The sequence below is a fragment of the Bacillus sp. FJAT-29937 genome (assembly GCF_001509555.1).
Taxonomy (GTDB): Bacteria; Bacillota; Bacilli; order Bacillales; family Cytobacillaceae; genus Cytobacillus.
The window spans coordinates 47,585-70,813 of record NZ_LMAS01000003.1 but is presented as its reverse complement, the minus strand read 5'-3'; the positions used below and the strand labels follow the sequence as shown (position 1 = coordinate 70,813).

Genomic DNA, 23,229 nt, shown 5'->3' with positions numbered 1-23,229 from the left:
AATATCCTTTTCTATCATACATTTCTTGTCAATCGTCTGGCAACCCTTATACTTTAAAAACTATTATTTTGGTTGAAGCATTTGTCAAGTAACTTATTAGGTTTAATGGTAAAATATATCCATTATGCCTTAAGGAGGAATTTACATGGAATTAACTGTTTACTTAGCAGGGGAAATTCACTCAAACTGGCGGGATGAGCTAAAAGAAAAAGCGAAATCTCTTAAACTTCCCTTACATTTCGTTGGTCCGATGGAAAATCACGACAGATCCGATTATATCGGTGAAGAAATACTTGGCAAACAGCCTAATGCTATTTTCCGTGATGAAGCAGCTTCAAGAATAAATAATTTAAGAACACAATTATTGATGCAAAAATCCGATCTTGTCATTGCCTTATTTGGAGAGAAATACAAACAGTGGAATACAGCCATGGATGCGAGTGCTGCCGTTGCCTTAAACAAGCCCCTAATCATCATTCGTCCGGAAGAGCTCCATCATCCTTTAAAAGAGCTTTCCAATAAAGCAAATGTGACCGTTGAAACAGTTGGTCAAGCGCTTAAAGTTCTAGCATATATTTTTGATGAAAAATAGGATGGGTAAGAAGGAGATAGCAGTCTATCTCCTTTATTTTTTCCTATACTCATACTGGCCGGCAAGAAGCTTTACAACATGTGTGAACATTTCTGATCGGCTGATTTGCCCATTTGTAAATATTCCCACAGCTCCTTCTTTTTTACGGACATCTTCCTTTTCTGTAAAACTCTCCATAACCGGACCTAGCTCTTCCCCCTTAAGCAATCTGTCCGCCACCTCTTTTGGAAGATTAATTCTAGCCCCGCCCGCAATGATCGGCGGTTTTCCATGCTCTGCAAGTGCTCCCCAATTACATAAAAACAATCCATATTCCGTCTCGTGTACACCACCCTCAAGACCAATACCGATATTCCCTCCGCCTGCTTCTAACGCACTGTATGCTCGATTGATTGCCCCTTTAATCGTCTCTTCATCTGAAAAAGGCTGATCACTCACACCAGACGGAACATTTACTGAAATAAATTCAATTTGATCGTTTTGAAAAACAGATTGGACAGCTGATATCTTTGCTGGATTTTTTGAACCAATAACTATTTTCATGACTATAACCCCTTTTAAATTGAAGGAAAAAGAGACAACTAGGTTGTCTCTTTTTTATTTACGAATTTTGACGAATAGATTCAACCGTTGTGCGGTCACAAGATTTAACAAGTTTCACGAGTAATTCCTTCGCAGCAGCATAATCATCCACATGGACAATAGAAGCATGAGTATGAATATAGCGTGAGCAAATACCAATAACTGCACTTGGAACCCCTTCATTGGAAAGGTGAACACTTCCAGCATCGGTCCCGCCCTGGGAAATAAAGTATTGGTATGGAATATTATTTGACTCAGCTGTGTCTAGGATAAACTCCCTCATTCCACGATGAGTTATCATTGAACGGTCGTAGATGCGCAGGAGAGTTCCTTTTCCTAATTGCCCGAACTCATTTTTATTTCCAGACATATCATTTGCCGGACTTGCATCCAATGCGAAGAAAATATCCGGGTTAATCATATTTGCTGCTGTTCTTGCCCCGCGAAGTCCTACTTCTTCTTGAACGGTTGCACCTGAATATAAGGTATTAGGCAACTGTTCATCCTTAACTGCTTCAAGAAGTTCTACTGCCAAGCCACAGCCATAACGATTATCCCATGCTTTTGCTAGTATTTTCTTTTCATTCGCCATTGGAGTAAATGGACAGATTGGAACAATTTGCTGGCCAGGCTTAATTCCAATTTTCTTTGCATCTTCTCGGTCATCCGCACCAATATCAATTAGCATATTTGTAATTTCCATTGGCTTACTGCGCTTAGCTTCATCAAGAAGATGTGGAGGAATGGAACCTATGACTCCAATTACAGGACCATTATCAGTTATAACCTGTACTCTTTGAGCCAATAGAACTTGACTCCACCAGCCGCCTAATGTTTGAAAACGCAGCATGCCGTTATCTGTAATGGAGGTAACCATAAAGCCTACCTCGTCCATATGACCTGCAACCATTACAGTTGGGCCATTTTCGTCTCCTTTTTTCACTCCAAAAATACTTCCAAGCTTATCCTGGACAACTTCATCTGCATATTGGCCAAGCTGTTCCCTCATAAATTGACGGACTAAATGTTCATTTCCAGGTGCTCCTGGAAGCTCAGTTAATGTTTTAAAAAGTTGCAGTGTTTTTTCGTTCATGAGATAGCTCCTTTATATTTCTTCCATATATTTTATGTATGCTTCTATTATTTTACAGAACTTTTCGTGAGCTTACCACTAATTCAGTTTTTGTCCAAGCTATTTCTTTGATAAGATAGTACATAGATACAATTTGTTACGCATTTTACAATTGGGGGATGCTTATGAACTGGAAATCATTTTTATTAGGTGTTGGGGTTGGCTTAGCAGGCGGGTATGCCGCAAGAGAGCTGCTTGTACAAAAGACAGCCGTTTCTCCCGAAAGAGCACTGTCAAATGCAAAGAATGCATTTAAGAATGAAGGGCCTATTAGCGGATCTTGGATTCATATGCAAACGGAGACATACCAAAAGGATCACCTTAAGTATGATGTATATCGAGGCGGGATATCCAGATATACAGGTGAAGAGACTGAACAATATGAGTTTATTGCTGATGCCAAATCAGGAACGATTCTGGATGCGTATAGGCTCGCTTAAATCAGCTAAGTTTGGTTATCGTGCATATTTCTATGCTATCGTGCAAATAACGGGAATATCGTGCATATTTCTAGATTATCGTGCAATTATCAAATTTATCGTGCATATTTTTAGTTTAACATTCATGAAGTATTCAAAAAAAGCTGCACCTCCCAAAAATAGAGGTGCAGCTTTCTTATATTTCACGACTTCTATCTAGTTTATTTACTAAATGGCCGTCTTTGTCCCATTTAACCGCACGATAAATAGCATCATGGTAAAAAGTGAACCATGCGTTGTTTTCCAAGCCATATTGGATCCATTTTTCCTTTGCCCAAATCGAGTCCATTGGATAGTCATCATAAGCAAGCACCCATAAGACGTTTTGGTGAGCATGGGTTGGCATAATGTCGCCCATATGAATGAGTAAATCATCGCCATCCTCAATGATAATAATGGAGTGCCCATCGCTATGTCCGCCTGTGTGCACCATTCGTATCGAGCCTAATGACCATTCAAGATCAAAAGTAGTAATTTGATCTTGAATGGGCTCCCAATTTTCCTTCCAATATGTATTACGAGAGCGAATATTTGGGTTTTTCATTTCTTCCCATTCTATTTTCGAAACAATGATTTTGGCATTTGGAAAAACCGAGCTGTACGTTTCGCCGTTCGGGTTAGTTAAACCACATGCATGGTCAAAATGCAAATGGGTCATTAGGATATAATCAATTTCTGAAGGGCTGATATTTAATTCAGCTAAATCCATCACTACCTGTGATTCCTCAAGGGCGCCAAAATTTCGTCTTTGTTTTTCTGTTAATTTTCCATTTCCTAATCCAGAGTCCACTAATAGATTTTTTCCGTCTATCTGGATTAGAATTGGATCTGTGCGGAGTTCAATTTGATTTTTCTCATTACAAGGATATTTCTTAGACCAAAGCGGCTTCGGAACGACTCCAAACATCGCTCCTCCGTCTAGGAAATTTACTCCGCCACGAAGCCATGTCAGCTTTGTATTTTGCAATTGCATTGTCTCCATCTATTCCCCTCCTGTACTGCTTTTATTTTATCATTTGTGTTGAACTAGTAGAAATATTTCGAATCTTGGACGCAAAAAAAAAGCTTACCCTTTGATAAGCTTTTTTAACGATATTGAACTTCACATCGATAGATGCGATTTCCTTTTTTAGAGAATTTCTCTTCATACTCTGTCATAATATTGCCTTCAAACCCGCTATTATGAAGATCTAAGCTTACTTCCTTAAGAAGCAATCCATATTCAGAAAAACTCATTAATGAGAACTCAAACAATCCTTGATTATCGGTTTTGAAATGAATTTCACCATTTTTCACAAGAATTTCCTCGTAATTCTTTAAGAAGGTTTTGTACGTCAATCTTCTTTTGGCATGACGGGTTTTTGGCCAAGGATCTGAGAAGTTCAAATACACTCGATCCACTTCTCCCGCCTCAAAAAACTCCCGAAGGTCGGCTGCGTTAACATTCATCAGCTTTACATTCGGCAGCTCTTCCTCGATGATCTTATCAAGTGCCGTGACGATGACACTATCCTGCAATTCAATCCCAATATAATTAATATTCGGGTTAGCCTTAGCCATTCCTGTAATAAAGCGGCCTTTTCCCGTACCGATTTCTATGTGAAGCGGCTGAATTTTCTCGAATACATTCTGCCATTTTCCTTTATTTTGTTCAGGGGCAGCCACGACATATTGGGGATATTGCTCAAGTCTTTCCTTTGCCCACGGTTTATTTCTTTGTCTCATACAAACCTCCAACTAAATAATATCGTTCAAACCATAACATGCCCTTATAATCCTTTGCAACACTAAAATGTGGAAGCACCTTGATTAAGGACTGAAGCTAAGACAGCTAGAATATTAGCCCATGTATAAATAAAAAAGGGAATTCACAACCTAAAATGAATTCCTCTTGTTTATTTATCCACTGTTAATTCTGTACAGGGAGTGATTATGATGCCAATCAGCCAGCAAGATAAATTAAATTTATTGAAAGATATATTAAACAATCATCAAATGGATTGCTGTGGATCCGTTTCTGAATGTGAACAATTAAAACGGCTCGTGAAATCAATCATGATGCAGCCGGGTCTTGATCCATATGCACAGTCTGTTTTGGAAGAAATTTACTATTACAGCCAACATGGAAGTATAACCGCTCAATTAGACAATCATATTGAAGCCCATCAATCAGAACTCTCGCAATGGGTGAATGAAATCAATCAATTTTCATAACTGCCAATAATACCAGTTAAAAATTGGAGCCATTTCTCCATTTCCTGGAACCGGAGTTCATTTTTATGCCATTGTATGGATATGAGAGTTTGCGCAATGGCATACCATTTCATTCTCAAAAGTAAATCATCCGTTAGCGTTATTCCATACCGACTGACCCAATCAGCCCATTCCTTCTTAGGGATGTACCAATAGAGCAGCATGCCCAGATCAATCGCTGGATCCGCAATCATAGCCCCGTCCCAATCAATTAAATACAGCTGGTTGTTTTCTGCAAGCAGCCAGTTGTTGTGGTTCACATCGCAATGACAAACCGTTTTCTCGTCACATTGTATATTCAGTAATTCCTTCCTTAGAAACTCCAAGGCAACCAAAACGGTTTGATTCTGTCGTAGCTCCCCATCTATTTGTTCTTCAATCATGCGCAAAAGCATATTTGGAGCAAGTGGAGATTTGCCCAATCTTTTTAACATCTCGAGCAATGGTTTTGAACTATGAATCTTTTTCAGCAGCTTTGCCACTCGTTCATTATTCATCTCTGACTGTTTAAGCTCTCTCCCATTTAACCATTGCTGGGCGGTAATAACATCGCCGGTTTCAAGCCTTCTCGTCCAAACAAGCTTAGGAACGATTCCCTCGACTGATAATACTGCGAGAAAGGGAGACGAATTCCTTTTCAGGAACAACCTTTGCTCCTCATGCTTCGCAAAAAAAGCCTTCCCCGTTGCACCCCCAGCAGGGACGATCTCCCATTCTTGTCCAAATAATTCTTCCAACATTGTTCACCTGCAATTTAGTAAGCCATTTATGCAAATAGCTGTTATAGAAAAGCGTACAAGCCTCATCATGATGTACATACATAAAGGCTACTAACTAACTGCTTTTAAATATATAAGAAACAGAAGGCGGACTAACAGCAAGCCCGCCATTACCTATATAAATTATCGTTATCGTACAAAAAGATCTGCTCAAATAAAAGAAAAAAGCTATTGATCTATAGTCCCCCAATAGCTATCCTTTTAAATTTTATCTCTTACCGCCTTTTTTCGTCAAGTCTATTTATTTGTTCGACAAAAAACGACTAACAAAAACATAAGAGCTGACAGGCTTAATCGGAACAAAAGAATGATTAATTAGCCTAATCGTATCCAATCCCGCTTTGTTTTCGTCAGCCAGTACATGCCAAACACCTTTTGGAAGCTGGACTGATTGCTCACACTCAGAAGGGTTAAATATCATGATCACACGATCCCACTGTCCAAATTCTCCAACATCGTCTAAAATGATTCCAATTACTTTATTATCAATAGGTAAAAATCGTAAATGCTTTCGAATTAATTCCGCATTCGCTAACCTGAAGGCTTTATGTGATTGGCGAATCTTAATCGTACCTCTAATATAATCTACATTTTCTGAATATAAGACTTTTCGATCCCAATCCAAATAATTAATTTCATCTGGAGATCTGTAGCTATTTCCAATCCCTTTTTTCGTCCGAAAAAACTCCTGGCCGCTATGCAAAAATGGGATGCCTTGGGCAAGCAGCACCATTACCGTTGCCAGCCGATGCTGACGCTGGATAATGAGATCCGTTTTTTCTGCGGAACAGACTAATAGCTTATCCCACAATGTATGGTTGTCATGGGACTCCACATAATTAACGGATTGACTAGGTGAATGGAATAAGCCCTTTTCCTTCTTCTCAAAACCAATACTTCCAGCCAATACGTTCTTAGCTGCCTCAAAGTAATGATTATTACCAAGAGCATAGCCCTTATCATATAAATTGAACGTACTGCCCTTGACCGTATCTCGAAACCAATCATTAAATTGACCAATTCCCGGAAGCTGCGCCTGATTGCCAATGTTTGCTTTCATATGGGAAAGCAAAGGGGTGTTCAAATCCCATCCTTCACCAATCATAATTACCGAAGGATCTACTGAATCTACCGCCTTTCTTACCCTATTCATTGTCTCAATATCCAAAATGCCCATTAAATCAAAACGAAAGCCATCTATTTGATACTCATTTAGCCAATACATCACAGAATCAAGAATAAATTTTCGCGCCATCAAACGCTCTGAAGCAAAGTCATTTCCAACACCCGTTCCATTTGATGGCATTCCAAATTGGTCATGGCGAAAGTAGTAGCCTGGGACTATTTTTTCAAAAGCTGATGTTTCTCGAATATAAACATGATTATACACAACATCCATGATAACTCTTAAACCTTGGGAATGGACAGAATGTATCATCGATTTCAATTCTTTAATTCTTGCATAAGGATCCCCAGGGTCGGTAGAATAACTTCCTTCTGGCGCGTTAAAGTGCAGCGGATTGTAACCCCAATTGTATTCTATTTTTGGTCCGCGTTCATTCACACCTTCAAAATCATGTACTGGAAGGAGTTCAATATGTGTGACACCAAGTTCCTTTACATAGGATAAACAAGTGGAAAATCCGTCTTTCCCTTTTGTATTCGTCTCCCCTGCTCCCAGATATGTTCCCTTATTAAACACTCCGCTGTTTGGATGAATGGTAAAATCTCTAATGTGGGTTTCGTAAATAATTGAATCTGTAGGCTGTTCAAGAGGCGGCAGTGGGGGTTTAGCAGTTTTTGCTTTGTTCATATCTATAATGGCGCTATATTCACCATTCGTGCTGACAGATGTGGCATAGGGATCGGCGGCTTCTCTCCATTCCAAATTAACGCAAAGAAGATAAGTGTAATGATAATATTCCAGGTCGCGGCAGACTGTCAGCTGCCAGACCCCTTTATGGCCTTTATTCATTTCCAGTATTTCTGGCTCCTTGCCTCCATTTGGCATAAGCTTTACCTTAACCATAGTCGCAGTTGGTGCCCAAACTTTAAAACTTGTTTTCTCTTTCGAATAGGAAAAGCCTAAAGCGCCATTATAGAAAAAAGCTTCATCAAAGGCATTCGTTCGAATGACTGCTCCAATCTGTAAATCGGTTTTTCCCCCGAATTCATCCATAATCCAATATTGCTTGCCGATCATAGGCTCCGCTTCTAATTTACAAATATATTTCATTTTATCTTCTAAAGCTATGCGGCTGAGGATGACCATGTTTGAAAAAGGCTGGTTATTGTCATCCATTATCGAAAAGGAAGCGGACTGCCCCCCATGATAGTGAAAAGGAAGTATGACTGTTATTGTTTGCATTTCATCTAAAAAGGTGGAAAAGTCACGCTTATTAGAAGTCACTTGTACTTACCTCCCTTTCGTTCAAGCTGCTATTCAAGACGACTGGCAATTTCTTTTGACAAGCTGTGACTATAGCAGGAGTTAAACCGATATCCTCTCCGTCCGCATGGACATGCAGAGGGCTGTCAGAATTAATTTGAATATTTCTGCCGGTCAAAAAAGAAACCTCTTTAAATCCTGTATGTCCTCCCCAAAATACTGTAATAAAAATGAGTAATAGTTTTATTCTTGATAGGTTATGAACAACGGTTATATTTAACTTCCCATCAAAAGGAGAAGCATCAGGGGAAATTTTCATTCCGCCTCCATAATAAGGCTGGTTGGATACGGTCACAAACCATGCTGATGGAAAGGAATAGTCGCTGCCGTCAACTTTAAGGTCAATATGTGTTTTTTTATAAGTAAACAAGTTTTTTAATAAAAAATAAACATAGACAAATTTTCCGAGAGAGAGGCGGTTAAGTACTCCCTTTATCTTAGAATGATTTACTTCTTTGGAAATAAGAGCATCAAAGCCAGCTCCCATATTATTAATAAAATAGAGTTCTCGATTGTTTTCGATTGATATTTTTCCAATATCAACAAATGCAGTATCCTCTTGTTCTAGTTGATGTAATAAGGCAATAAGTGCCTTCGATGGGTTTTTGGGAATGTTAAATCCTCTTGAAAAGTCGTTGCCTGACCCGCCTGGAATAAATGACACATGGACATGGTGGAATGGTGCAGCACCGTTAATTACTTCATGCATCGTGCCATCGCCGCCTACAGCTATAATCGCAGCAGGATTTCCTTCTGTTTTACCGGCAATGGATCGGACAATCTCCTTCGCGTGTCCACGATATTCTGTAAAAAAGGCCATGTATGGAATCTTTTGTTCAAGAAGGATCCTTTCCAGCTTCCTCCAAACTTTTTGACAATCCCCATTTTTCGCTTGTGGATTAATAATAAAATAAAGATTTTTCATAACATCAGCCTTTTAATCGACATTTTAATTTTCGTCTGTTAGCTCCCATTCTAATCTTCTTATGGATGACGTTTGGCAATACTGAAGCAACGCCTGCGCCCCTTTAAGCTGGTTATGCTTTAACGGTGAGCGTAGGTTTCTCATGCTATTAAACCATTCATCATAATTTCTTTTCTCAATTAATTGCACGTCAAATGGTGCTGCTGGATAATCGATATAGCCGTTCCGGCATACAACTGCTTTATAAATAGGAAAATCAATTTCATTCATTTGAAAAATTTGCTGAACAATTTTCCCTGTCCGATTTAATGCTAAAACAGGATTTAATACTTTCTTTTCATTGCCTTTTACTCGCTTAAGCCAGAATCTTTCTTTCGATCCTATGAAAACAGACAAATCCTCTTCCTCTACAAAGCTTATACACCATACACCAGTAGGGCTGATGATGATTGTTTCTAATTCAACTGGAGCCTTTTTTAATAAAAAAAGCGGGTGATAGAGCACTAGAAATGTATCAGGAAAGCGCTGAAGGAAATATTTCAGTCTCTCATCGTAATAATACCTTTTATCAATAAAGGATTTTTCCGTTAAAGTTGAACTTGCCCATTTCATCTGAAAACGAAAGATTTGATCAAGGAATTGATATTTCAAATCCTCTAATGTATCGGGTCTGTAAGTAAAATGGGGTTGGAAGTCGAGAGGCTCCTCCTCGGGTTCCTCGTCTTTTTCCTCTAGTTCCGAATCAAAAATTGTTTCATCCATTGATTCGCCTTTTCGAAATTTCCATAGACCCTTTAACTTATCCATTAATGGCTGCTTTTCGTCTTCCAGCCAATCGGTACTTTCTTGCCCAGTTTGAAGCCCAGTTTGAAAAATGGAGGAATCCTCATTCACCCAGCCAATTTTCAACTTATCCCATTGTTGTTTTTTTAGTCTAACAAAACGTGAAGGATATAAATAAATATTTTGTTCATAACGTGAAACGTAATCCTGCAATTTAATTAACTGTCCCATTTTACCTGCCTGCCTTGTTAGTACTTTATTTCCCCAATTTCAATTAATTAAGCTTAAAAAAATAGCTATTTATCTAATTGTATGCCTATTTTATTCATCCGCCAATGGAAAGCTGGCGATTCTTTCATATTTTGGTGATTTATCTAAATGTGTTTGATATAAAACAACTTCATTAACTGTAAAGGATAGAGGGGATTCTTTAAATGGATTATGTTCGTTTAACAGGCTTGTATGAAAAGGAGAATCCCCTGTCCATTTTCTAGCCAAAGTTATATGCGGCTTAAATGGCCTTGTCTCCAATTCGAAGCCGGCCCCAGTACATGCTGAAAAAACGATCTCCCGAATGGTAAATAGCTTCTCTTCCTTATATGTATCTGCCCAAAAAATCCTTGGTGAATCTCCTCTGCCAAACACACCTAGTTCATTTAATTGTAGAGTAAAAGCCTTTTGATCTATTAATCCCTTTTTAACTTCAGCTTGTGAAGCTCGAAGCATTTCTTTTTCAGCCGATCCGAGAAACGCCAATGTGATATGAAGATCCTCATGATGAACCCAGCGCTGAAATGGCAGATTCTTCTTTAATATCGAACATTCTTCCTCTATCTTTAGCTTTGTTTCACTTGGCAAGCTTACAGCATAGAAAAAATGTGCCTGACTACCCATTTTTATCCCTCCATGATTGAAAAAAAGAACCAGCATTATATCTACTAGTTCTTACCTATTTTAAAGACTGCCACATTCCTTTTCAATGGCTTGATAAAATAGCTCTTGAATATGTTTAGTTAATGCACCCGGTGCACCATTGCCTACTTTCTCTCCAGCAATTTCAATAATTGGGGTGACCTCAACTGTTGTTCCTGATATAAATGCTTCATCAGCCTGTTTCAGTTCTTCCAATGTGAAAGCTCTTTCCTCAACAGGAATATCATTGCAGAGGCAAACCTCTATAACCTTTCGTCTTGTGATCCCATTTAGAATAAGGTTATTGGCTGGATGGGTAATCACCTTTCCATCCTTAATGATGGAAACATTCGATGATCCTCCTTCTGTTACGGTGTCCCCACGGTGTTGAATCGCCTCAAAACAGCCTGCTTCTACAGCCTTTTGCTTTGCCATTATATTACCTAGAAGATTGAGACTTTTAATATCGCAAAGAAGCCATCGGATATCCTCTACCAATATCGTTTTCACACCTGTTTTCATGTTTTCAAATGGCCTATCGGCTACTTTCGTATTTGCTACAAATGTCTGGTGAATAGTAGAACTTGGAAAAGCATGATTTCGCGGAGAGATGCCTCTAGTAACCTGCATATAGATCGTGCCCGATATGAGATGATTCTTTTCAATCAATCCGATTAGCATATTCCTTAATTCCTCTACGGAATAAGATATCTTCATGTTAATCTTATTTCCGCTTTCAATCAGACGCTCTAGATGCTCTTTATCTGTAAACATCTTCCCGTTGTAAACCCGAATGACTTCGTAAACTCCGTCACCAAATTGATATCCGCGATCTTCGATATCAATCTTAGCCTCAGTGCGGTTAATAAATTCCCCATTAATGATGACATACTCCATGCCTGTCGCCTCTTCCTCATCCAAGTATCTACTAACTTTTGGAGCCATTTTAACAATAAATTCACTTATTTGGCAAGTTCATAAATAGCTTGTGCATATATAGCAGTCGCGTTTATCATATCTTCAATATAGATATATTCATCCTTTTGGTGAGCTACATCCTCTCTGCCTGGGAATAACGGCCCAAATGCGACACCTGATTTCAACGAACGGGCATATGTACCACCCCCAATGGAAAGTAGTTCAGCTCTCTTGCCTGTTTGCTCTTCGTACACTTTTTTTAATGTCTGAATTAAGAAGTCATCTTCATCTACATGGTGTGGCTTCGAATCTGTAAAATTCTCTATTGAAACATTTTCTTCGTTTAGAATGCTTTCAAGCTTATCCTTTGTTTCTTCCATTTTATTTGTGACTGGATAGCGAAGATTTAGACCTAGCCTTCCGCCCTCGGCTTGAGTGTAAACAAGCTTTCCTACGTTAATTGTTAAATCTCCCGTAATATCATCTTTATAGTTGATTCCAAGCTTTTTCCCACGAGAATCCTCCCAAAAATATGCAGATACAAATTTAAAAAATCGGTCTGCTTTGGAATCTAAATTCAATTGTGTAAGAAACTCAGCTAAATATAGACCAGCATTTTTCCCGTTGTCAGGCTCCATTCCATGAGCGGAAACTCCTTCAGTTTCCAAAATTAATTCACCTTTATCTATGTAATACTTCCCTTTAAGCTCATACTGACTTAGAAAGCCGGTATATTTTTGAATAATTTCTATAGACTCATTTTGGACGCCAAGAGCTGCCCTTGCAAAATCAGGGACCATATTATATCTTCTGCCCGATTGGAAGCTTAGTACTTCCACTTGGAAATCTTTTTCTTGAATTAAAGCAGAACGTTGAACTAAGTCAAAGTCAGAAATTCCCTTCTCTGCATAAATAATCGGAAAATCAGCATCCGGCGCAAAACCCATCGTTGGCATTTCTTCATGTTTAAAATAATGCTCAACACAGCGCCAATCACTTTCTTCATCTGTACCTATAATCATCCGTACTCGCTTATTCAACGGGAGTCCGAGCTCCTTCACAATTTTCATCGCATAATAGGCTGCCATCGTTGGCCCTTTATCATCAATTGCTCCTCTCGCATACATTTTTCCGTCGCGAATTTCGGCGCCGTATGGATCCCTCGACCAGCCGTCTCCTTCAGGCACAACATCAACATGGCAAAGAATCCCGACTATCTCATCCCCTTGCCCAAACTCCAAGTGCCCAGCAAGATTCCCCACATTTTTAGGAGTAAACCCATCTTTTTCTCCAAGCTTCAACATAAAGTCTAGTGCTTCCTTTACCCCTTCACCTAAAGGAGCCTCCTGCTTTGAGTTTTCTTCATCTAACACACTTTTTATTTGTAATAGTTTTTTTGTATCCTCAAGCAGTGCTTCTTGTCTGTTTTCGACTTCTTGCTGCCAATTAATTGCACTCATTTAAATTCCTCCTTCTATTACTATAACCTAGCTAATGCTTCAAAAATATAAACCGCCTCTTAATAATAAAAGGCGGATCTACTTTGCTTAATAATCTTCATCTCTAAAAATTTGGTTTAACTCAATTGAACAACTTTCAAAAATACTGACAGATATAACGTCTTCCTTAAAATAAGTTCCGTTATGTGTATAGGACCCATTATCCAATAAATAGACATCAACTGTTTTATGTGTAGGATCAACTATCCAGTATTCTTTAATTCCAGCTCTTTCATATCTGTTGTATTTAATAAGTTTGTCATTCTTTGCAGTTGACGGAGACAGAACCTCTATTACTAAGTCTGGTGAACCAACAATTCGTTTATTTCCTATCCTGCTTTTATCACAGACAACGACTAGATCAGGTGACACCCACTCCTTGACCTCATATAAATCTCTTTCATCTGATAAACAAACGTCAATTGGAGAGACAAACACCCGGCATTTTTTCCCTCTTAGAAATAAACCGAATTCAACTGATAATTGTGTGACTACATCTTGATGCCTTGGTGTTGGAGAAGGTGACATGTTATAAATTTTGCCATCGATAACTTCATACCTAATGTCAGCACCTAATAATAAGTATTGTGCATAAGATAAGCTTTCTTTTTCAGAAGGTAAAGCCATTCCTTCACCACCTAAGCTTTTGTTATTAAATTAATTATATCAACTTACAATTTGATATGGAAATAGTCTTGTATTTGAGATGGAATTTTCTCTTATAGCCCAAACATCATTGGACGAAATCCGAATTGCATAAGTATCAAAAGCCAACAAATTATGAATATCCCTAAAATTAATATGGACAAAAAGAAGAGAACTGTAACTGCCCTTTTTCTCGCAGCAAAATAAAAGGGAATTTCACGGTATTTCTTACTGATCGGGTTGGATGTCGTAATCTTGTCCCAAACTAATGATAGCCAGGAATACATCATAATAAGAAAACCTGTGAAAATTAGAACCTTTATCCAAATAGGCGGGATTATGACTATAGCTGCTGTTGTCACAGATATGATTTGTAGGAATCCCCCTACATATGAATAGTTTCGAATAAAGATTTTTATGAACAGTTCAAGAAACCCGTTTACACTTGCCCGATTATTAAAAATGCGTTTTGATCGGCGGAATAAAAGAGGCTTTGTCCTTTTTGTAACGATAACCGGCTTTTCTATATCCTGTGAAAGCCTAAAGATAAAATCTATATTCTTTGTTTTTGCTTCATTTCCTAGGGAGATATTGTGATCGATAGATGAGATCTTTTTTAAAACACGTAAGCTTTGAAAAATGGAAATGGTCACTACGAACGCACCACATCCATAGACCGGAAGAAGCAAGCCTTTTTCCCATAGTAAAAATATGAATTGGCTAAACCAGCCTAATGGGAGAAATATAAAAATGCCTACAATAATTTTCTTTAACTTAGATTCTATTTTTCCCAAATACCATTTCATAAGCATGATCAAGGATCCCTTTGTAAAAAAGTAAATCAATAATGAAATGATTTGCTGCCATTCAAGAAGATAATGGTTCCTTAAGAATGGTAGAAAAATGAAAATGGTCATCGCAATTTGCAATAGATGAAAAAGCAAAGAGTATAAATAACCCCATTTCTTCATACCAAGAAAAATGGGTTGATTTTTTATTAAAAATACTTTATCTGCTTCTTGTACAAAGGTACGAATATTCCCGTTCCATGAAAATAAATAAAGCAAAAAGAACAGAAAAAATAATGGGATATTCTCAATCCACGAAGGGGTTTCCAGCCACCATGAGAGGTACATCATAAAAAAGATGGCAGCTGCCGGGAGAATAAAATAAAGAATAATCGTCCAATCAGCAATCGAACGGATGACACCAAATTGATATTTCCACCCTCTAACTAACCGATCTGTAAAAATGTTCCAACTACTCATCTTCATGACCTTCCGCAATTAAATGAAAGCAATCATAGAGTGAACCATTAGGTAGATGGCATTGTGTTCTTATTTCATCTAAAGTCCCGGCCGCTTGAAGCTCTCCCTTATGGATGATTAAAAATCGGTCACATACCTTTTCAGCAGTATCCAAAACATGAGTGGACATGAGGATGCCTGCTCCTCTTTCACGTTCAAGCTGAATCGATTCAAGAAAAAGCTTCATCGCATTTGGATCTAAACCAATAAAAGGTTCATCAATAATATAAACATCTGGATTTGTAATCATCGATAAAATTAGCATAGCCTTTTGCTGCATCCCTTTTGAATACTTACCAGGGAATTCATGAGCATGCTCAGCCAATTTATATTGCACTAGCAATTCCTTTGCCTGATCTTGATACTCTTTATCATTTAATCCTTCCACAGATGCAATAAAGTCTAAATGTTCCCATAAAGTGAGCTCATCATAAAAGATAGGCCTTTCTGGAATATAAGAATATTTTGCTTCAGGCTGGAAAGTTACCTCTCCCTTTATATTTTCTAGTAAGCCAAGAATCGTCTTAATGGTCGTACTCTTCCCCGCTCCATTCGGACCAATCATCCCAATTAGTTCTCCCGCTCCAACTTCAAATTGTATATTATGTATAATTGCTTGATCCTTTTCATAGCCTGCCTGTTTAATATCTACATTTAATAGATTCATTCTTTCTCCTCCCATTTATTTAGTACGAATCAATAATGGAAAAAGTTTCTTATTACAAAAACAAAAACTGCTCTCCAAACGAAGAGCAGTTTCCACTTTATCATTTCCCGACAGAAGACTCCCACCTCAAGGAATGTGGAGGGCGAAGCCAATGAGTAGGTGGGAGATGAATGGCGGTTGGCGCTAGCCAAAACTTTCTACACTATGGTATAATTAGAACAAATGTTCCCTTTGGGATGAGGTGAAACTAATGCTTGTCAACAAAGCCTATAAATTCCGTATCTATCCAAATAAAAAACAGATAGTTCTCATTAACAAAACGATTGGTTGTTCAAGATTTGTGTTCAATTTCTTTCTAGGCAAACAAAAAGAAATAGATGCTTATTGGTACATTGTCGAAGAAATGGAACAGAATGGTCAACTTCCAACAAATAATTGGAAAGGAAAATACTTGAATAAATACGAAACGGTGAAATCCCTTCCTGAACTAAAGAAACATTATGAGTTCTTAAAGGAAGTTGATAGTATTGCTTTGCAAAAATCGGTTGAAAACTTAGCTGATTCCTATGGCCGATACTACAAAAGGCAAAACCAGCAACCTCGATTTAAGTCTAAAAAGAATCCTGTCCAATCCTACACAACTAAGCATACGAACGGAAATATCACTGTGGTAGATCGTCACATTAAGTTACCTAAACTAGGGAACGTTCGTTTTGCGAAAAGCCGCGAAGTGGAAGGTCGAATCATTAGTGCTACCATTAGACGAAACCCTTCAGGAAAATATTTTGTTTCTTTAGCAACTGAAACCGAAATAGCAGAATTACCAAAAACAAACTCTGCTGTTGGTGTTGATGTTGGTTTAAAACACTTTGCAATCCTCTCAGATGGAAAAATCTACTCCAATCCAAAGTTTTTCCACACTTTAGAAGATAAATTAGCCAGAGCACAACGAATTATGAATAGAAGAACAATAGGCGGATCGAATTGGTACAAAGCTAAAATCAAAGTCGCTCGTATCCATGAAAAAATGGCAAACGTACGAAAAGACTACTTAGACAAAATTTCAACCGAAATTGTCAAAAACCACGACATCATCGGGATGGAAGATTTGTCGGTAAGTAACATGCTTAAAAATTGCAACCTTGCCAAAGCCATTAGCGAAGTATCTTGGTCGCAATTCAAAACCATGATTGTATACAAGGCGAAATGGTACGGCAAACAAATCATTACCGTTGCTAAAAACTTCGCTTCTAGTCAACTATGTTCTTGCTGTGGCTATAAAAATAAAGACGTTAAAAATCTTCGCTTGCGTGAATGGGAGTGTCCGGAGTGCCATACCCATCATGACCGGGATATTAACGCAAGTTTGAATCTAAAAAATGAAGCGATAAGACTTCTAACCGTTGGAATGACGGGGATCGCCTAATCAATAACTGGTGGATACACTGGTGTTCTTAGGAATCTCCCACTTCAAACAACCTGTAAGGGTGTTAAGTGGTGAGTAGTTCAATGTTTTAATAAATTGATTATATCTTTGCTTTCAAAATCAACTGCATAATCGTAGGCTGTATAGCCCTCTGAATCCTGATAACTAGGATCTGCTCCATATTGTAAAAGCAGTTCTGCCATTCCAACATCATCATTGTATACTGCATTTATAAGCGGGCTAGATTCATAGGTATCAATAGAATTCGGGTCTGCTCCGTGATCAAGGAGCATTTCAGCCGCTTCAAGGCTTCCATTGTATACAGCCCAATGCAGTGCCGTTGAACCCTCTGAATCTTGAGCATCGATTTCCACACCGTCCGCTAGTAGAGATTGTATCGTATCGATATCATTTTCACTGGCTGCGTTCATGAGAGGGGTAGCCCCTTCAATTCCCGATACCCATTCAGACCAAAAATCCAATTTCTCGATTGCTTTCATTCCGACAAAAATGCCTGCGGACAAAATGACAACGGCGACTCCTGCACCAATGATGCCTAGCCAAACCTTCCCTTTAGGCTCCTTTAATTCAATCGTGGAATCCTCGGAAAAAAATCGGGATAAAGCATAGATTCTTTTCGGCAAATGAGGGTGTGTCGATAATTTCTCATTCAGCCAAACAAAAAATCCATGTTCCGTTTGAAGCTGTTCCATATAGGCCTGTTTATTAACCTTTAGATATAATTCCTTGCCGATTGCAAGCATCGTTAAGGCATCCTTTGCCGCATCGAACGACTGAATGTAAAAAGCCGCATAGCGGTCACAAGTATACTCACAAGCTCTTAAATAAGCATTCCCTAGAAAAGGAACCCACATTGCTGGCAGAAGCAGAAAGCTGATGATTACATGCTTTCTTTTTAAATGTGCGAATTCATGAGCTAGAACAAATAAAACTTCTTTCTCAGCATTTCTTTCAATTAATTCAAAGATTCCTGAATAAAGAACGACCATATTTTTTCTAAAGAAACGGGTTGCGAAGGCATTTAAGACTCCTTCTGATTCGATGACATAAATATCAGGCATCACAGTAAGCCCCATATCCTTGGCAGTCATTTCAGCCTTTTCATAAAGCTCAGGAAACTGATTCTTGCTGATTTTCACACCGTTCCGTCTAATGCCGCCCATCATAATCCCATGGAGTACAACTGATAAGAGAATAAAAATAATTATGAAAATAATTCCAACAACCGAAAACGCTAAAAAGATATATGCGAGAATACTAAATAAAGCAACAAAGGCAAAATATATATTTTCTTTAGGAAACACCAATTGATCCCGCAAAGCTTGTTCTTGCAAATGCCTTCCATCCTTTCAATATGGTTCAGGACAGAGGTTCCTTGTCCCGCCAGTTCAAATTCTTAATCTAACAAAGTTTGATTATAATAAAATTTTTTCAAACAGGATACGGGAAGTTTATCCCATTTCGAATTTTCCAAACATAGGACAACTTAAAGAACCATATGTTTAATTAAGAAATTCAGAGAGGGGCGGTTTTATTAATCTTACGTAAATTTTGCAATAAAGTAGAAATTATCAAAAAATAAGGGTACAATGATTGTAAAGGATGATATTTGGAAAAAAACTGAAATTTGTAAAGGAGATGGCTGCGGAAAAGAAAACTACATTGCTTTGAAGTACATGTTTCTTCAAACGAAGCTGTCGGTTGCAGGTACTTGCCATTGGTTTGAAAAAAGGATAGGGAGTGGTTCTTTGAAACCTTCAACTAACCGGATGTTAAACCGTATCAAATCCGTCTACATGTTTATTAATAAGCGCGGAACTGTAACAACTCAAGAGCTTGTAGAGGAATTTGGTATTACTCCTCGCACCATTCAAAGAGATTTAAATGTTCTTGTTTATAACGACCTAGTCAAAAGTCCAACACGTGGAAAATGGACAACGACTAAACGAAAAGTGAAAATATCATCCTAATATAATTGCACATAAAAAAATCGCCTGTCGATGGCGATTTTTATTTGACTTCATATTCCATTAACTCCGTAATTTCCTCATCCGTTAATTCCCGATATTCCCCAAGCTCCAATGATTCGTCCAGCTTAAGCGGCCCCATGGAGAGCCTTTGTAAATACATAACCCGCTTCCCCACAGCTTCAAACATTCTTTTGACTTGATGAAATTTCCCTTCAGTGATCGTAAGCTCAATATCTGAAGTCATTCCAGACTTAAGTATTTTTAAGTAACCGGGCTTCGTATGATACCCATCGTCAAGGATGACACCCTTTTTAAAAGCAGCAACGTCCTCTTCTGTTACTTCACTATTAATAACAGCAAAATAAGTTTTCGGGACATGCTTTTTAGGCGATAGAAGGCGATGTGCCAGCTGACCATCATTTGTTAGAAGCAGAAGCCCCTCTGTATCTTTGTCTAGACGGCCTACCGGAAAAGGCGAGAATACGAGATCCTCCATTTCTAGCAAATCTAGTACCGTCTCATGCTCAGTATCCTCGGTAGCTGAAATGACACCTTGAGGCTTATTCAGCATTAAATAAATAAATTCCTTGTATTCTACAACTTCTCCGTTAATCGTTACCGTATCTTTATCTGGATCAACATGCTGTTTAGGGTCCTTCACTTTTTGGTCATTTACCTCAACAACCCCATCTTTAAGCAGCTTCTTAACATCTTTTCTGCTGCCATAGCCTAAATTGGCGAGCATTTTATCAATGCGCATATTTTTCACCCCCATCTTAAGCTTTTAGCCTTAATTTCCTCAAAATCCGATCGACCTTGTCCCCTAATAAGAAATAAATGAGTCTTGTTTTTAAGCTTAAATAGAAGTAGATTCCTGCACCAACTGCTGCACAAATAATTACAATTACTAAGGCAGAGAAATTTGATGCTGGTGATAAAAATAAAGTAAGAAGTTTATAGACAATTCCTGTGCCGATAAACATAACAATTGTAAACAGGACGATTAACAAGCTTCTACGAAACACGAACTTGAATGGATACCCGGCAAAAGTTTTGATCACGAATAAATTAATTAATATTGCCGCTGCGTAGCCAATGGCTGTTGCCATTATTGCGCCTTCTGTTTCCATTAGCTTAATAAGCGGAATATTTAAGCTTAATTTTATTAGCAAGCCTACAAGCAAGCTTAACACAGTGAAACGCTGTTCATTAATCCCTTGTAAAATCGCTGCTGTTACTAAGAAAAAAGCAAACAGTACAGCAACGGGGGCATAGGTTCTTAATACTTCTGTTCCTAACTCACTATGCTCATAAAATAATGTAAAAATAGGTTCTGCTAACATCGAAAGGCCGACTACCGCCGGAAGCGTCAAAAATAAGACGACCTGAAAAGCTTGATTTAATTGATGATTTAAACTCACACGGTCCTCATTCACAAATGCTGTTGTAATGGAGGGGACCAATGTAAGTGAAAACGCAGTTGCTAATGCAACGGGAATAATGACAAGCTTATGTGTTTGCATAGTAATTATTGCAAAAGCGTCCTTGGCAGCAGTATTATCATACCCAATTGATTCCATCGTTTTAATAAACGTAAACTGATCAATAAATTGAAACAGCGGGTTTGCAATTCCAACAAAAACGAAGGGTGCTGCGTAGATGACAATTTCTTTATACATCTCTGTTAGAGAAATATTCATTGTACCCTTATCATGTAAGAGCAATTCATTTAAATACTCTCTTCGTTTATACCAATACCAAATCAAACTGAATAATCCCCCAACCGCCCCAATAAAGGCAGCAAATGTTGCTACACTGACGGCCTGAGAAATCGTTCCATTCATATAGTGCAAAACAATATAAGCGCCTGCAAGTACAAATGTAATTCGAACAATCTGTTCAATTACCTGTGAAACAGCTGATGGCCCCATTGATTGATGCCCTTGAAAAAAGCCGCGAATTAAACTCATAATTGGCACTAGAATAAGAGCAAAACTCACTGCCCGAATAACAGTTGTTACATCCTCAATATCTGAACCTACATTTGAATTTGTACTCATTGCAGCTATATATGGGGCTAGAAAATATAATGCAAGAAAAGACATTATACCTGTGAACATCATAATTATAAGCCCAGATTTAAAAAGCTTTCTCCCGACAGCGTATTCTTCAAGTGCATTATATTTGGATATGTATTTAGAAACCGCTAACGGGACTCCTGCTGTTGCGATACTTATAAATATGGTGTATGGAATGTATGAGAAAGCATATAATGCCTGTCCGCTGCTTCCCACAATATGATAAAAGGGAATGACATAAAATAACCCAAGCATTTTCGATATCATCGTACCTAATGTTAAAATAAACGTTCCCCTTAAAAGCTTAGATGACATAAATAATAATCCCTTCCTTTAAAAAGAAAAGCGCAAAAAAAAATTTGCACACTATTTGTAGTTTACTCTTCTTTATGAAGGATTGCTACCTAGAGATAGTTTATGGCAATAATTTTTTCGCAAATAAGCTCCTATTTTTGTAGGGTTATGAAACTACTCTCATTTCGGATATAATGAATAAGATTTTAACATTGAAATTTAAGTTGGTGAACAAATGAAATATGATGTAATTGTGATTGGCGGCGGGCCCTCTGGCTTAATGGCTGCAATTGGGGCTGCTGAGCAGAAAGCAAAGGTGCTGCTAATCGATAAAGGAGACAAGCTTGGAAGAAAGCTTGCTATTTCAGGAGGCGGCAGATGCAATGTGACGAATCGGCTGCCGATTGATGAAATTATTAAACATATTCCGGGGAATGGACGATTTTTATATAGTGCCCTTTCTCTTTTTAGTAATGAGGATATAATAAAGTTTTTCGAGAACCTGGGAATTAAGCTAAAGGAAGAGGATCACGGGCGGATGTTTCCTGTGACAGACAAAGCTCAATCAGTTGTGGATGCTTTGCTTTCAAAACTGCGCGAATTAAAAGTTGATATAAAAACAAACAGTCCCGTTAAGGATGTCCATTATGCAGAAGGCTCCGTAAAGGCGGTCGAGCTAAAAAGCGGCGAAATCTTCGAGACGGATGCAGTCGTAATCGCGGTTGGGGGGAAATCTGTACCTCATACTGGTTCAACTGGAGACGGATATGCGTGGGCTGAGAAGGCGGGACATACGATTAGCGAGTTATTTCCGACAGAGGTCCCTGTTACTTCGGCAGAGCCATTTATTAAGGATAAATCTCTGCAAGGCTTGTCTCTTCGCAGTGTTGCATTAAGTGTGTTAAATCCAAAGGGAAAAGCATTAATTACCCATAAAATGGATATGCTCTTTACCCACTTTGGCGTTAGCGGGCCAGCGGTTCTCAGATGTAGTCAATTCGTTGTGAAGGCGATGAAAAAATGGAATTTGAAAGAGGTCATCATGAGCATCGATGCCCTTCCAGATAAAAAAGAAGAGTCTCTATATCAGGAAATTCTGAAAGATATAAATTCAGAACCGAAAAAGAGCATAAAAAACCTTTTAAAAGGGCTTCTTCCTGAAAGATATCTGCTATTCTTGCTGGAAAGGAGCGAGATTGATCCTTCCTCACAGGGAGCCAATATTTCAAATGAGAAAGTAAGAAGCTTTGTGAAAAGCTGTAAAATGTTTCAATTTGCAGTCAATGGCACCCTTCCGCTAGATAAGGCATTTGTGACTGGGGGAGGAGTTTCTGTAAAAGAGATTGACCCGAAAACAATGGGTTCTAAATTTATGAACGGATTGTATTTTTGTGGTGAAATTCTCGATATACACGGCTATACAGGCGGATATAATATTACTTCCGCTCTCGTTACCGGAAGGCTTGCCGGTACGAATGCTGCTATGACTGTAAAACTCTCTTAAAAAAATGTTAGAGC

At 38.3% G+C, this 23,229-nt stretch carries 23 protein-coding genes; 6 read left to right on the top strand and 17 right to left on the bottom strand.

The window, feature by feature from the left end; all coding sequences use genetic code 11:
* The first annotated feature begins 145 nt into the window (after positions 1-145).
* On the top strand, positions 146-592 hold the full coding sequence (locus AR328_RS06725; RefSeq protein WP_066292186.1) for a YtoQ family protein: 447 nt from the start codon (positions 146-148) through the stop codon (positions 590-592).
* Between the two features lie 33 nt (positions 593-625).
* Here AR328_RS06725 and AR328_RS06720 read toward each other — a convergent pair whose 3' ends face one another.
* Positions 626-1,135 (bottom strand): DUF84 family protein, encoded by a 510-nt coding sequence (locus tag AR328_RS06720; RefSeq protein WP_066292184.1) that lies wholly within the window; start codon positions 1,133-1,135, stop codon positions 626-628.
* A 58-nt stretch (positions 1,136-1,193) separates the two neighbouring features.
* Complete coding sequence (locus tag AR328_RS06715; protein WP_066292182.1) at positions 1,194-2,267, bottom strand: M42 family metallopeptidase; 1,074 nt, start codon at positions 2,265-2,267, stop codon at positions 1,194-1,196.
* A 164-nt stretch (positions 2,268-2,431) separates the two neighbouring features.
* Between AR328_RS06715 and AR328_RS06710 the strand changes: the two genes are divergently transcribed.
* Entirely contained in the window at positions 2,432-2,746 is a 315-nt protein-coding gene (locus AR328_RS06710; RefSeq protein WP_066292179.1) for a PepSY domain-containing protein, read from the top strand.
* A gap of 175 nt (positions 2,747-2,921) precedes the next feature.
* On the opposite strand, the gene AR328_RS06705 is transcribed toward AR328_RS06710, so the two are convergent.
* Together AR328_RS06705 and trmB are read right to left on the bottom strand one after the other, a co-directional pair.
* Positions 2,922-3,767 (bottom strand): YtnP family quorum-quenching lactonase, encoded by an 846-nt coding sequence (locus tag AR328_RS06705; protein WP_066292177.1) that lies wholly within the window; start codon positions 3,765-3,767, stop codon positions 2,922-2,924.
* A gap of 104 nt (positions 3,768-3,871) precedes the next feature.
* A complete protein-coding gene (gene trmB, locus AR328_RS06700) occupies positions 3,872-4,510 on the bottom strand; it encodes a tRNA (guanosine(46)-N7)-methyltransferase TrmB (RefSeq protein ID WP_066292167.1) in 639 nt (212 codons plus the stop codon).
* Positions 4,511-4,720: 210 nt separating this feature from the next.
* On the opposite strand from trmB, the gene AR328_RS06695 reads away from it, so the two are divergent.
* The gene (locus tag AR328_RS06695) at positions 4,721-4,999 is read left to right on the top strand and encodes a YtzH-like family protein (RefSeq protein ID WP_066292158.1); all 279 of its coding nucleotides are present in this window, start codon (positions 4,721-4,723) and stop codon (positions 4,997-4,999) included.
* On the opposite strand, the gene AR328_RS06690 is transcribed toward AR328_RS06695, so the two are convergent.
* The 10 genes from AR328_RS06690 to AR328_RS06645 form a co-directional block, all read right to left on the bottom strand.
* Positions 4,987-5,775, bottom strand: a complete 789-nt coding sequence (locus AR328_RS06690) for a phosphotransferase family protein (protein WP_066292151.1) — start codon at positions 5,773-5,775, stop codon at positions 4,987-4,989. The genes AR328_RS06695 and AR328_RS06690 overlap by 13 nt on opposite strands.
* Positions 5,776-6,058: 283 nt before the next feature.
* The gene (pulA, locus tag AR328_RS06685; protein WP_066292150.1) at positions 6,059-8,227 is read right to left on the bottom strand and encodes a type I pullulanase; all 2,169 of its coding nucleotides are present in this window, start codon (positions 8,225-8,227) and stop codon (positions 6,059-6,061) included.
* Positions 8,217-9,191: a diacylglycerol/lipid kinase family protein gene (locus AR328_RS22515; RefSeq protein WP_066292146.1), complete on the bottom strand. Its 975-nt coding sequence runs from the start codon at positions 9,189-9,191 to the stop codon at positions 8,217-8,219. The genes pulA and AR328_RS22515 overlap by 11 nt, the downstream gene beginning before the upstream one ends.
* A gap of 24 nt (positions 9,192-9,215) precedes the next feature.
* Positions 9,216-10,205, bottom strand: coding sequence for a nuclease-related domain-containing protein (locus tag AR328_RS22510; protein WP_066292144.1), 990 nt, complete (start codon positions 10,203-10,205; stop codon positions 9,216-9,218).
* Positions 10,206-10,295: 90 nt separating this feature from the next.
* Positions 10,296-10,868, bottom strand: a complete 573-nt coding sequence (gene thpR, locus AR328_RS06670; RefSeq protein WP_066292136.1) for an RNA 2',3'-cyclic phosphodiesterase — start codon at positions 10,866-10,868, stop codon at positions 10,296-10,298.
* Between the two features lie 60 nt (positions 10,869-10,928).
* Positions 10,929-11,783 (bottom strand): D-amino-acid transaminase, encoded by an 855-nt coding sequence (dat, locus tag AR328_RS06665; protein WP_066292134.1) that lies wholly within the window; start codon positions 11,781-11,783, stop codon positions 10,929-10,931.
* Between the two features lie 65 nt (positions 11,784-11,848).
* Complete coding sequence (gene pepV / locus AR328_RS06660) at positions 11,849-13,264, bottom strand: dipeptidase PepV (RefSeq protein ID WP_066292132.1); 1,416 nt, start codon at positions 13,262-13,264, stop codon at positions 11,849-11,851.
* An 87-nt stretch (positions 13,265-13,351) separates the two neighbouring features.
* Entirely contained in the window at positions 13,352-13,930 is a 579-nt protein-coding gene (locus AR328_RS06655) for a Uma2 family endonuclease (protein WP_066292125.1), read from the bottom strand.
* Between the two features lie 92 nt (positions 13,931-14,022).
* Entirely contained in the window at positions 14,023-15,216 is a 1,194-nt protein-coding gene (locus AR328_RS06650) for an ABC transporter permease (RefSeq protein WP_066292124.1), read from the bottom strand.
* A complete protein-coding gene (locus AR328_RS06645; protein ID WP_066292123.1) occupies positions 15,209-15,922 on the bottom strand; it encodes an ABC transporter ATP-binding protein in 714 nt (237 codons plus the stop codon). The genes AR328_RS06650 and AR328_RS06645 overlap by 8 nt, the downstream gene beginning before the upstream one ends.
* A gap of 250 nt (positions 15,923-16,172) precedes the next feature.
* Between AR328_RS06645 and tnpB the strand changes: the two genes are divergently transcribed.
* On the top strand, positions 16,173-17,348 hold the full coding sequence (gene tnpB, locus AR328_RS06640) for an IS200/IS605 family element RNA-guided endonuclease TnpB (protein WP_066292119.1): 1,176 nt from the start codon (positions 16,173-16,175) through the stop codon (positions 17,346-17,348).
* A gap of 80 nt (positions 17,349-17,428) precedes the next feature.
* Here the strand turns inward: tnpB and AR328_RS06635 are convergent, their stop codons facing one another.
* Positions 17,429-18,703, bottom strand: coding sequence for a M48 family metallopeptidase (locus AR328_RS06635; protein ID WP_066292116.1), 1,275 nt, complete (start codon positions 18,701-18,703; stop codon positions 17,429-17,431).
* Between the two features lie 414 nt (positions 18,704-19,117).
* Between AR328_RS06635 and AR328_RS06630 the strand changes: the two genes are divergently transcribed.
* Positions 19,118-19,339 carry a DeoR family transcriptional regulator gene (locus AR328_RS06630; protein WP_066294579.1) on the top strand — a complete coding sequence of 74 codons (222 nt, stop codon included), beginning with the start codon at positions 19,118-19,120 and terminating at the stop codon, positions 19,337-19,339.
* A gap of 40 nt (positions 19,340-19,379) precedes the next feature.
* Here the strand turns inward: AR328_RS06630 and AR328_RS06625 are convergent, their stop codons facing one another.
* Together AR328_RS06625 and AR328_RS06620 are read right to left on the bottom strand one after the other, a co-directional pair.
* Positions 19,380-20,099, bottom strand: a complete 720-nt coding sequence (locus tag AR328_RS06625; RefSeq protein WP_066292114.1) for a pseudouridine synthase — start codon at positions 20,097-20,099, stop codon at positions 19,380-19,382.
* Positions 20,100-20,115: 16 nt separating this feature from the next.
* The gene (locus tag AR328_RS06620) at positions 20,116-21,732 is read right to left on the bottom strand and encodes a putative polysaccharide biosynthesis protein (RefSeq protein ID WP_066292111.1); all 1,617 of its coding nucleotides are present in this window, start codon (positions 21,730-21,732) and stop codon (positions 20,116-20,118) included.
* A gap of 214 nt (positions 21,733-21,946) precedes the next feature.
* Here AR328_RS06620 and AR328_RS06615 point away from each other — a divergent pair, with 214 nt between their 5' ends.
* Positions 21,947-23,215: an NAD(P)/FAD-dependent oxidoreductase gene (locus AR328_RS06615; RefSeq protein ID WP_066292107.1), complete on the top strand. Its 1,269-nt coding sequence runs from the start codon at positions 21,947-21,949 to the stop codon at positions 23,213-23,215.
* The last annotated feature ends 14 nt before the right edge of the window (positions 23,216-23,229 follow it).

Excerpts from the sequence above, each read along its gene's own strand:
- AR328_RS06725 (WP_066292186.1), top strand. The coding sequence starts at position 146 with ATGGAATTAACTGTTTACTTAGCAGGGGAAATTCACTCAAACTGGCGG.
- AR328_RS06720 (WP_066292184.1), bottom strand. The coding sequence starts at position 1,135 with ATGAAAATAGTTATTGGTTCAAAAAATCCAGCAAAGATATCAGCTGTC.
- AR328_RS06715 (WP_066292182.1), bottom strand. The coding sequence starts at position 2,267 with ATGAACGAAAAAACACTGCAACTTTTTAAAACATTAACTGAGCTTCCA.
- AR328_RS06710 (WP_066292179.1), top strand. The coding sequence starts at position 2,432 with ATGAACTGGAAATCATTTTTATTAGGTGTTGGGGTTGGCTTAGCAGGC.
- AR328_RS06705 (WP_066292177.1), bottom strand. The coding sequence starts at position 3,767 with ATGGAGACAATGCAATTGCAAAATACAAAGCTGACATGGCTTCGTGGC.
- trmB (WP_066292167.1), bottom strand. The coding sequence starts at position 4,510 with ATGAGACAAAGAAATAAACCGTGGGCAAAGGAAAGACTTGAGCAATAT.
- AR328_RS06695 (WP_066292158.1), top strand. The coding sequence starts at position 4,721 with ATGCCAATCAGCCAGCAAGATAAATTAAATTTATTGAAAGATATATTA.
- AR328_RS22515 (WP_066292146.1), bottom strand. The coding sequence starts at position 9,191 with ATGAAAAATCTTTATTTTATTATTAATCCACAAGCGAAAAATGGGGAT.
- AR328_RS22510 (WP_066292144.1), bottom strand. The coding sequence starts at position 10,205 with ATGGGACAGTTAATTAAATTGCAGGATTACGTTTCACGTTATGAACAA.
- thpR (WP_066292136.1), bottom strand. The coding sequence starts at position 10,868 with ATGGGTAGTCAGGCACATTTTTTCTATGCTGTAAGCTTGCCAAGTGAA.
- dat (WP_066292134.1), bottom strand. The coding sequence starts at position 11,783 with ATGGAGTATGTCATCATTAATGGGGAATTTATTAACCGCACTGAGGCT.
- pepV (WP_066292132.1), bottom strand. The coding sequence starts at position 13,264 with ATGAGTGCAATTAATTGGCAGCAAGAAGTCGAAAACAGACAAGAAGCA.
- AR328_RS06655 (WP_066292125.1), bottom strand. The coding sequence starts at position 13,930 with ATGGCTTTACCTTCTGAAAAAGAAAGCTTATCTTATGCACAATACTTA.
- AR328_RS06650 (WP_066292124.1), bottom strand. The coding sequence starts at position 15,216 with ATGAGTAGTTGGAACATTTTTACAGATCGGTTAGTTAGAGGGTGGAAA.
- AR328_RS06645 (WP_066292123.1), bottom strand. The coding sequence starts at position 15,922 with ATGAATCTATTAAATGTAGATATTAAACAGGCAGGCTATGAAAAGGAT.
- tnpB (WP_066292119.1), top strand. The coding sequence starts at position 16,173 with ATGCTTGTCAACAAAGCCTATAAATTCCGTATCTATCCAAATAAAAAA.
- AR328_RS06625 (WP_066292114.1), bottom strand. The coding sequence starts at position 20,099 with ATGCGCATTGATAAAATGCTCGCCAATTTAGGCTATGGCAGCAGAAAA.
- AR328_RS06620 (WP_066292111.1), bottom strand. The coding sequence starts at position 21,732 with ATGTCATCTAAGCTTTTAAGGGGAACGTTTATTTTAACATTAGGTACG.
- AR328_RS06615 (WP_066292107.1), top strand. The coding sequence starts at position 21,947 with ATGAAATATGATGTAATTGTGATTGGCGGCGGGCCCTCTGGCTTAATG.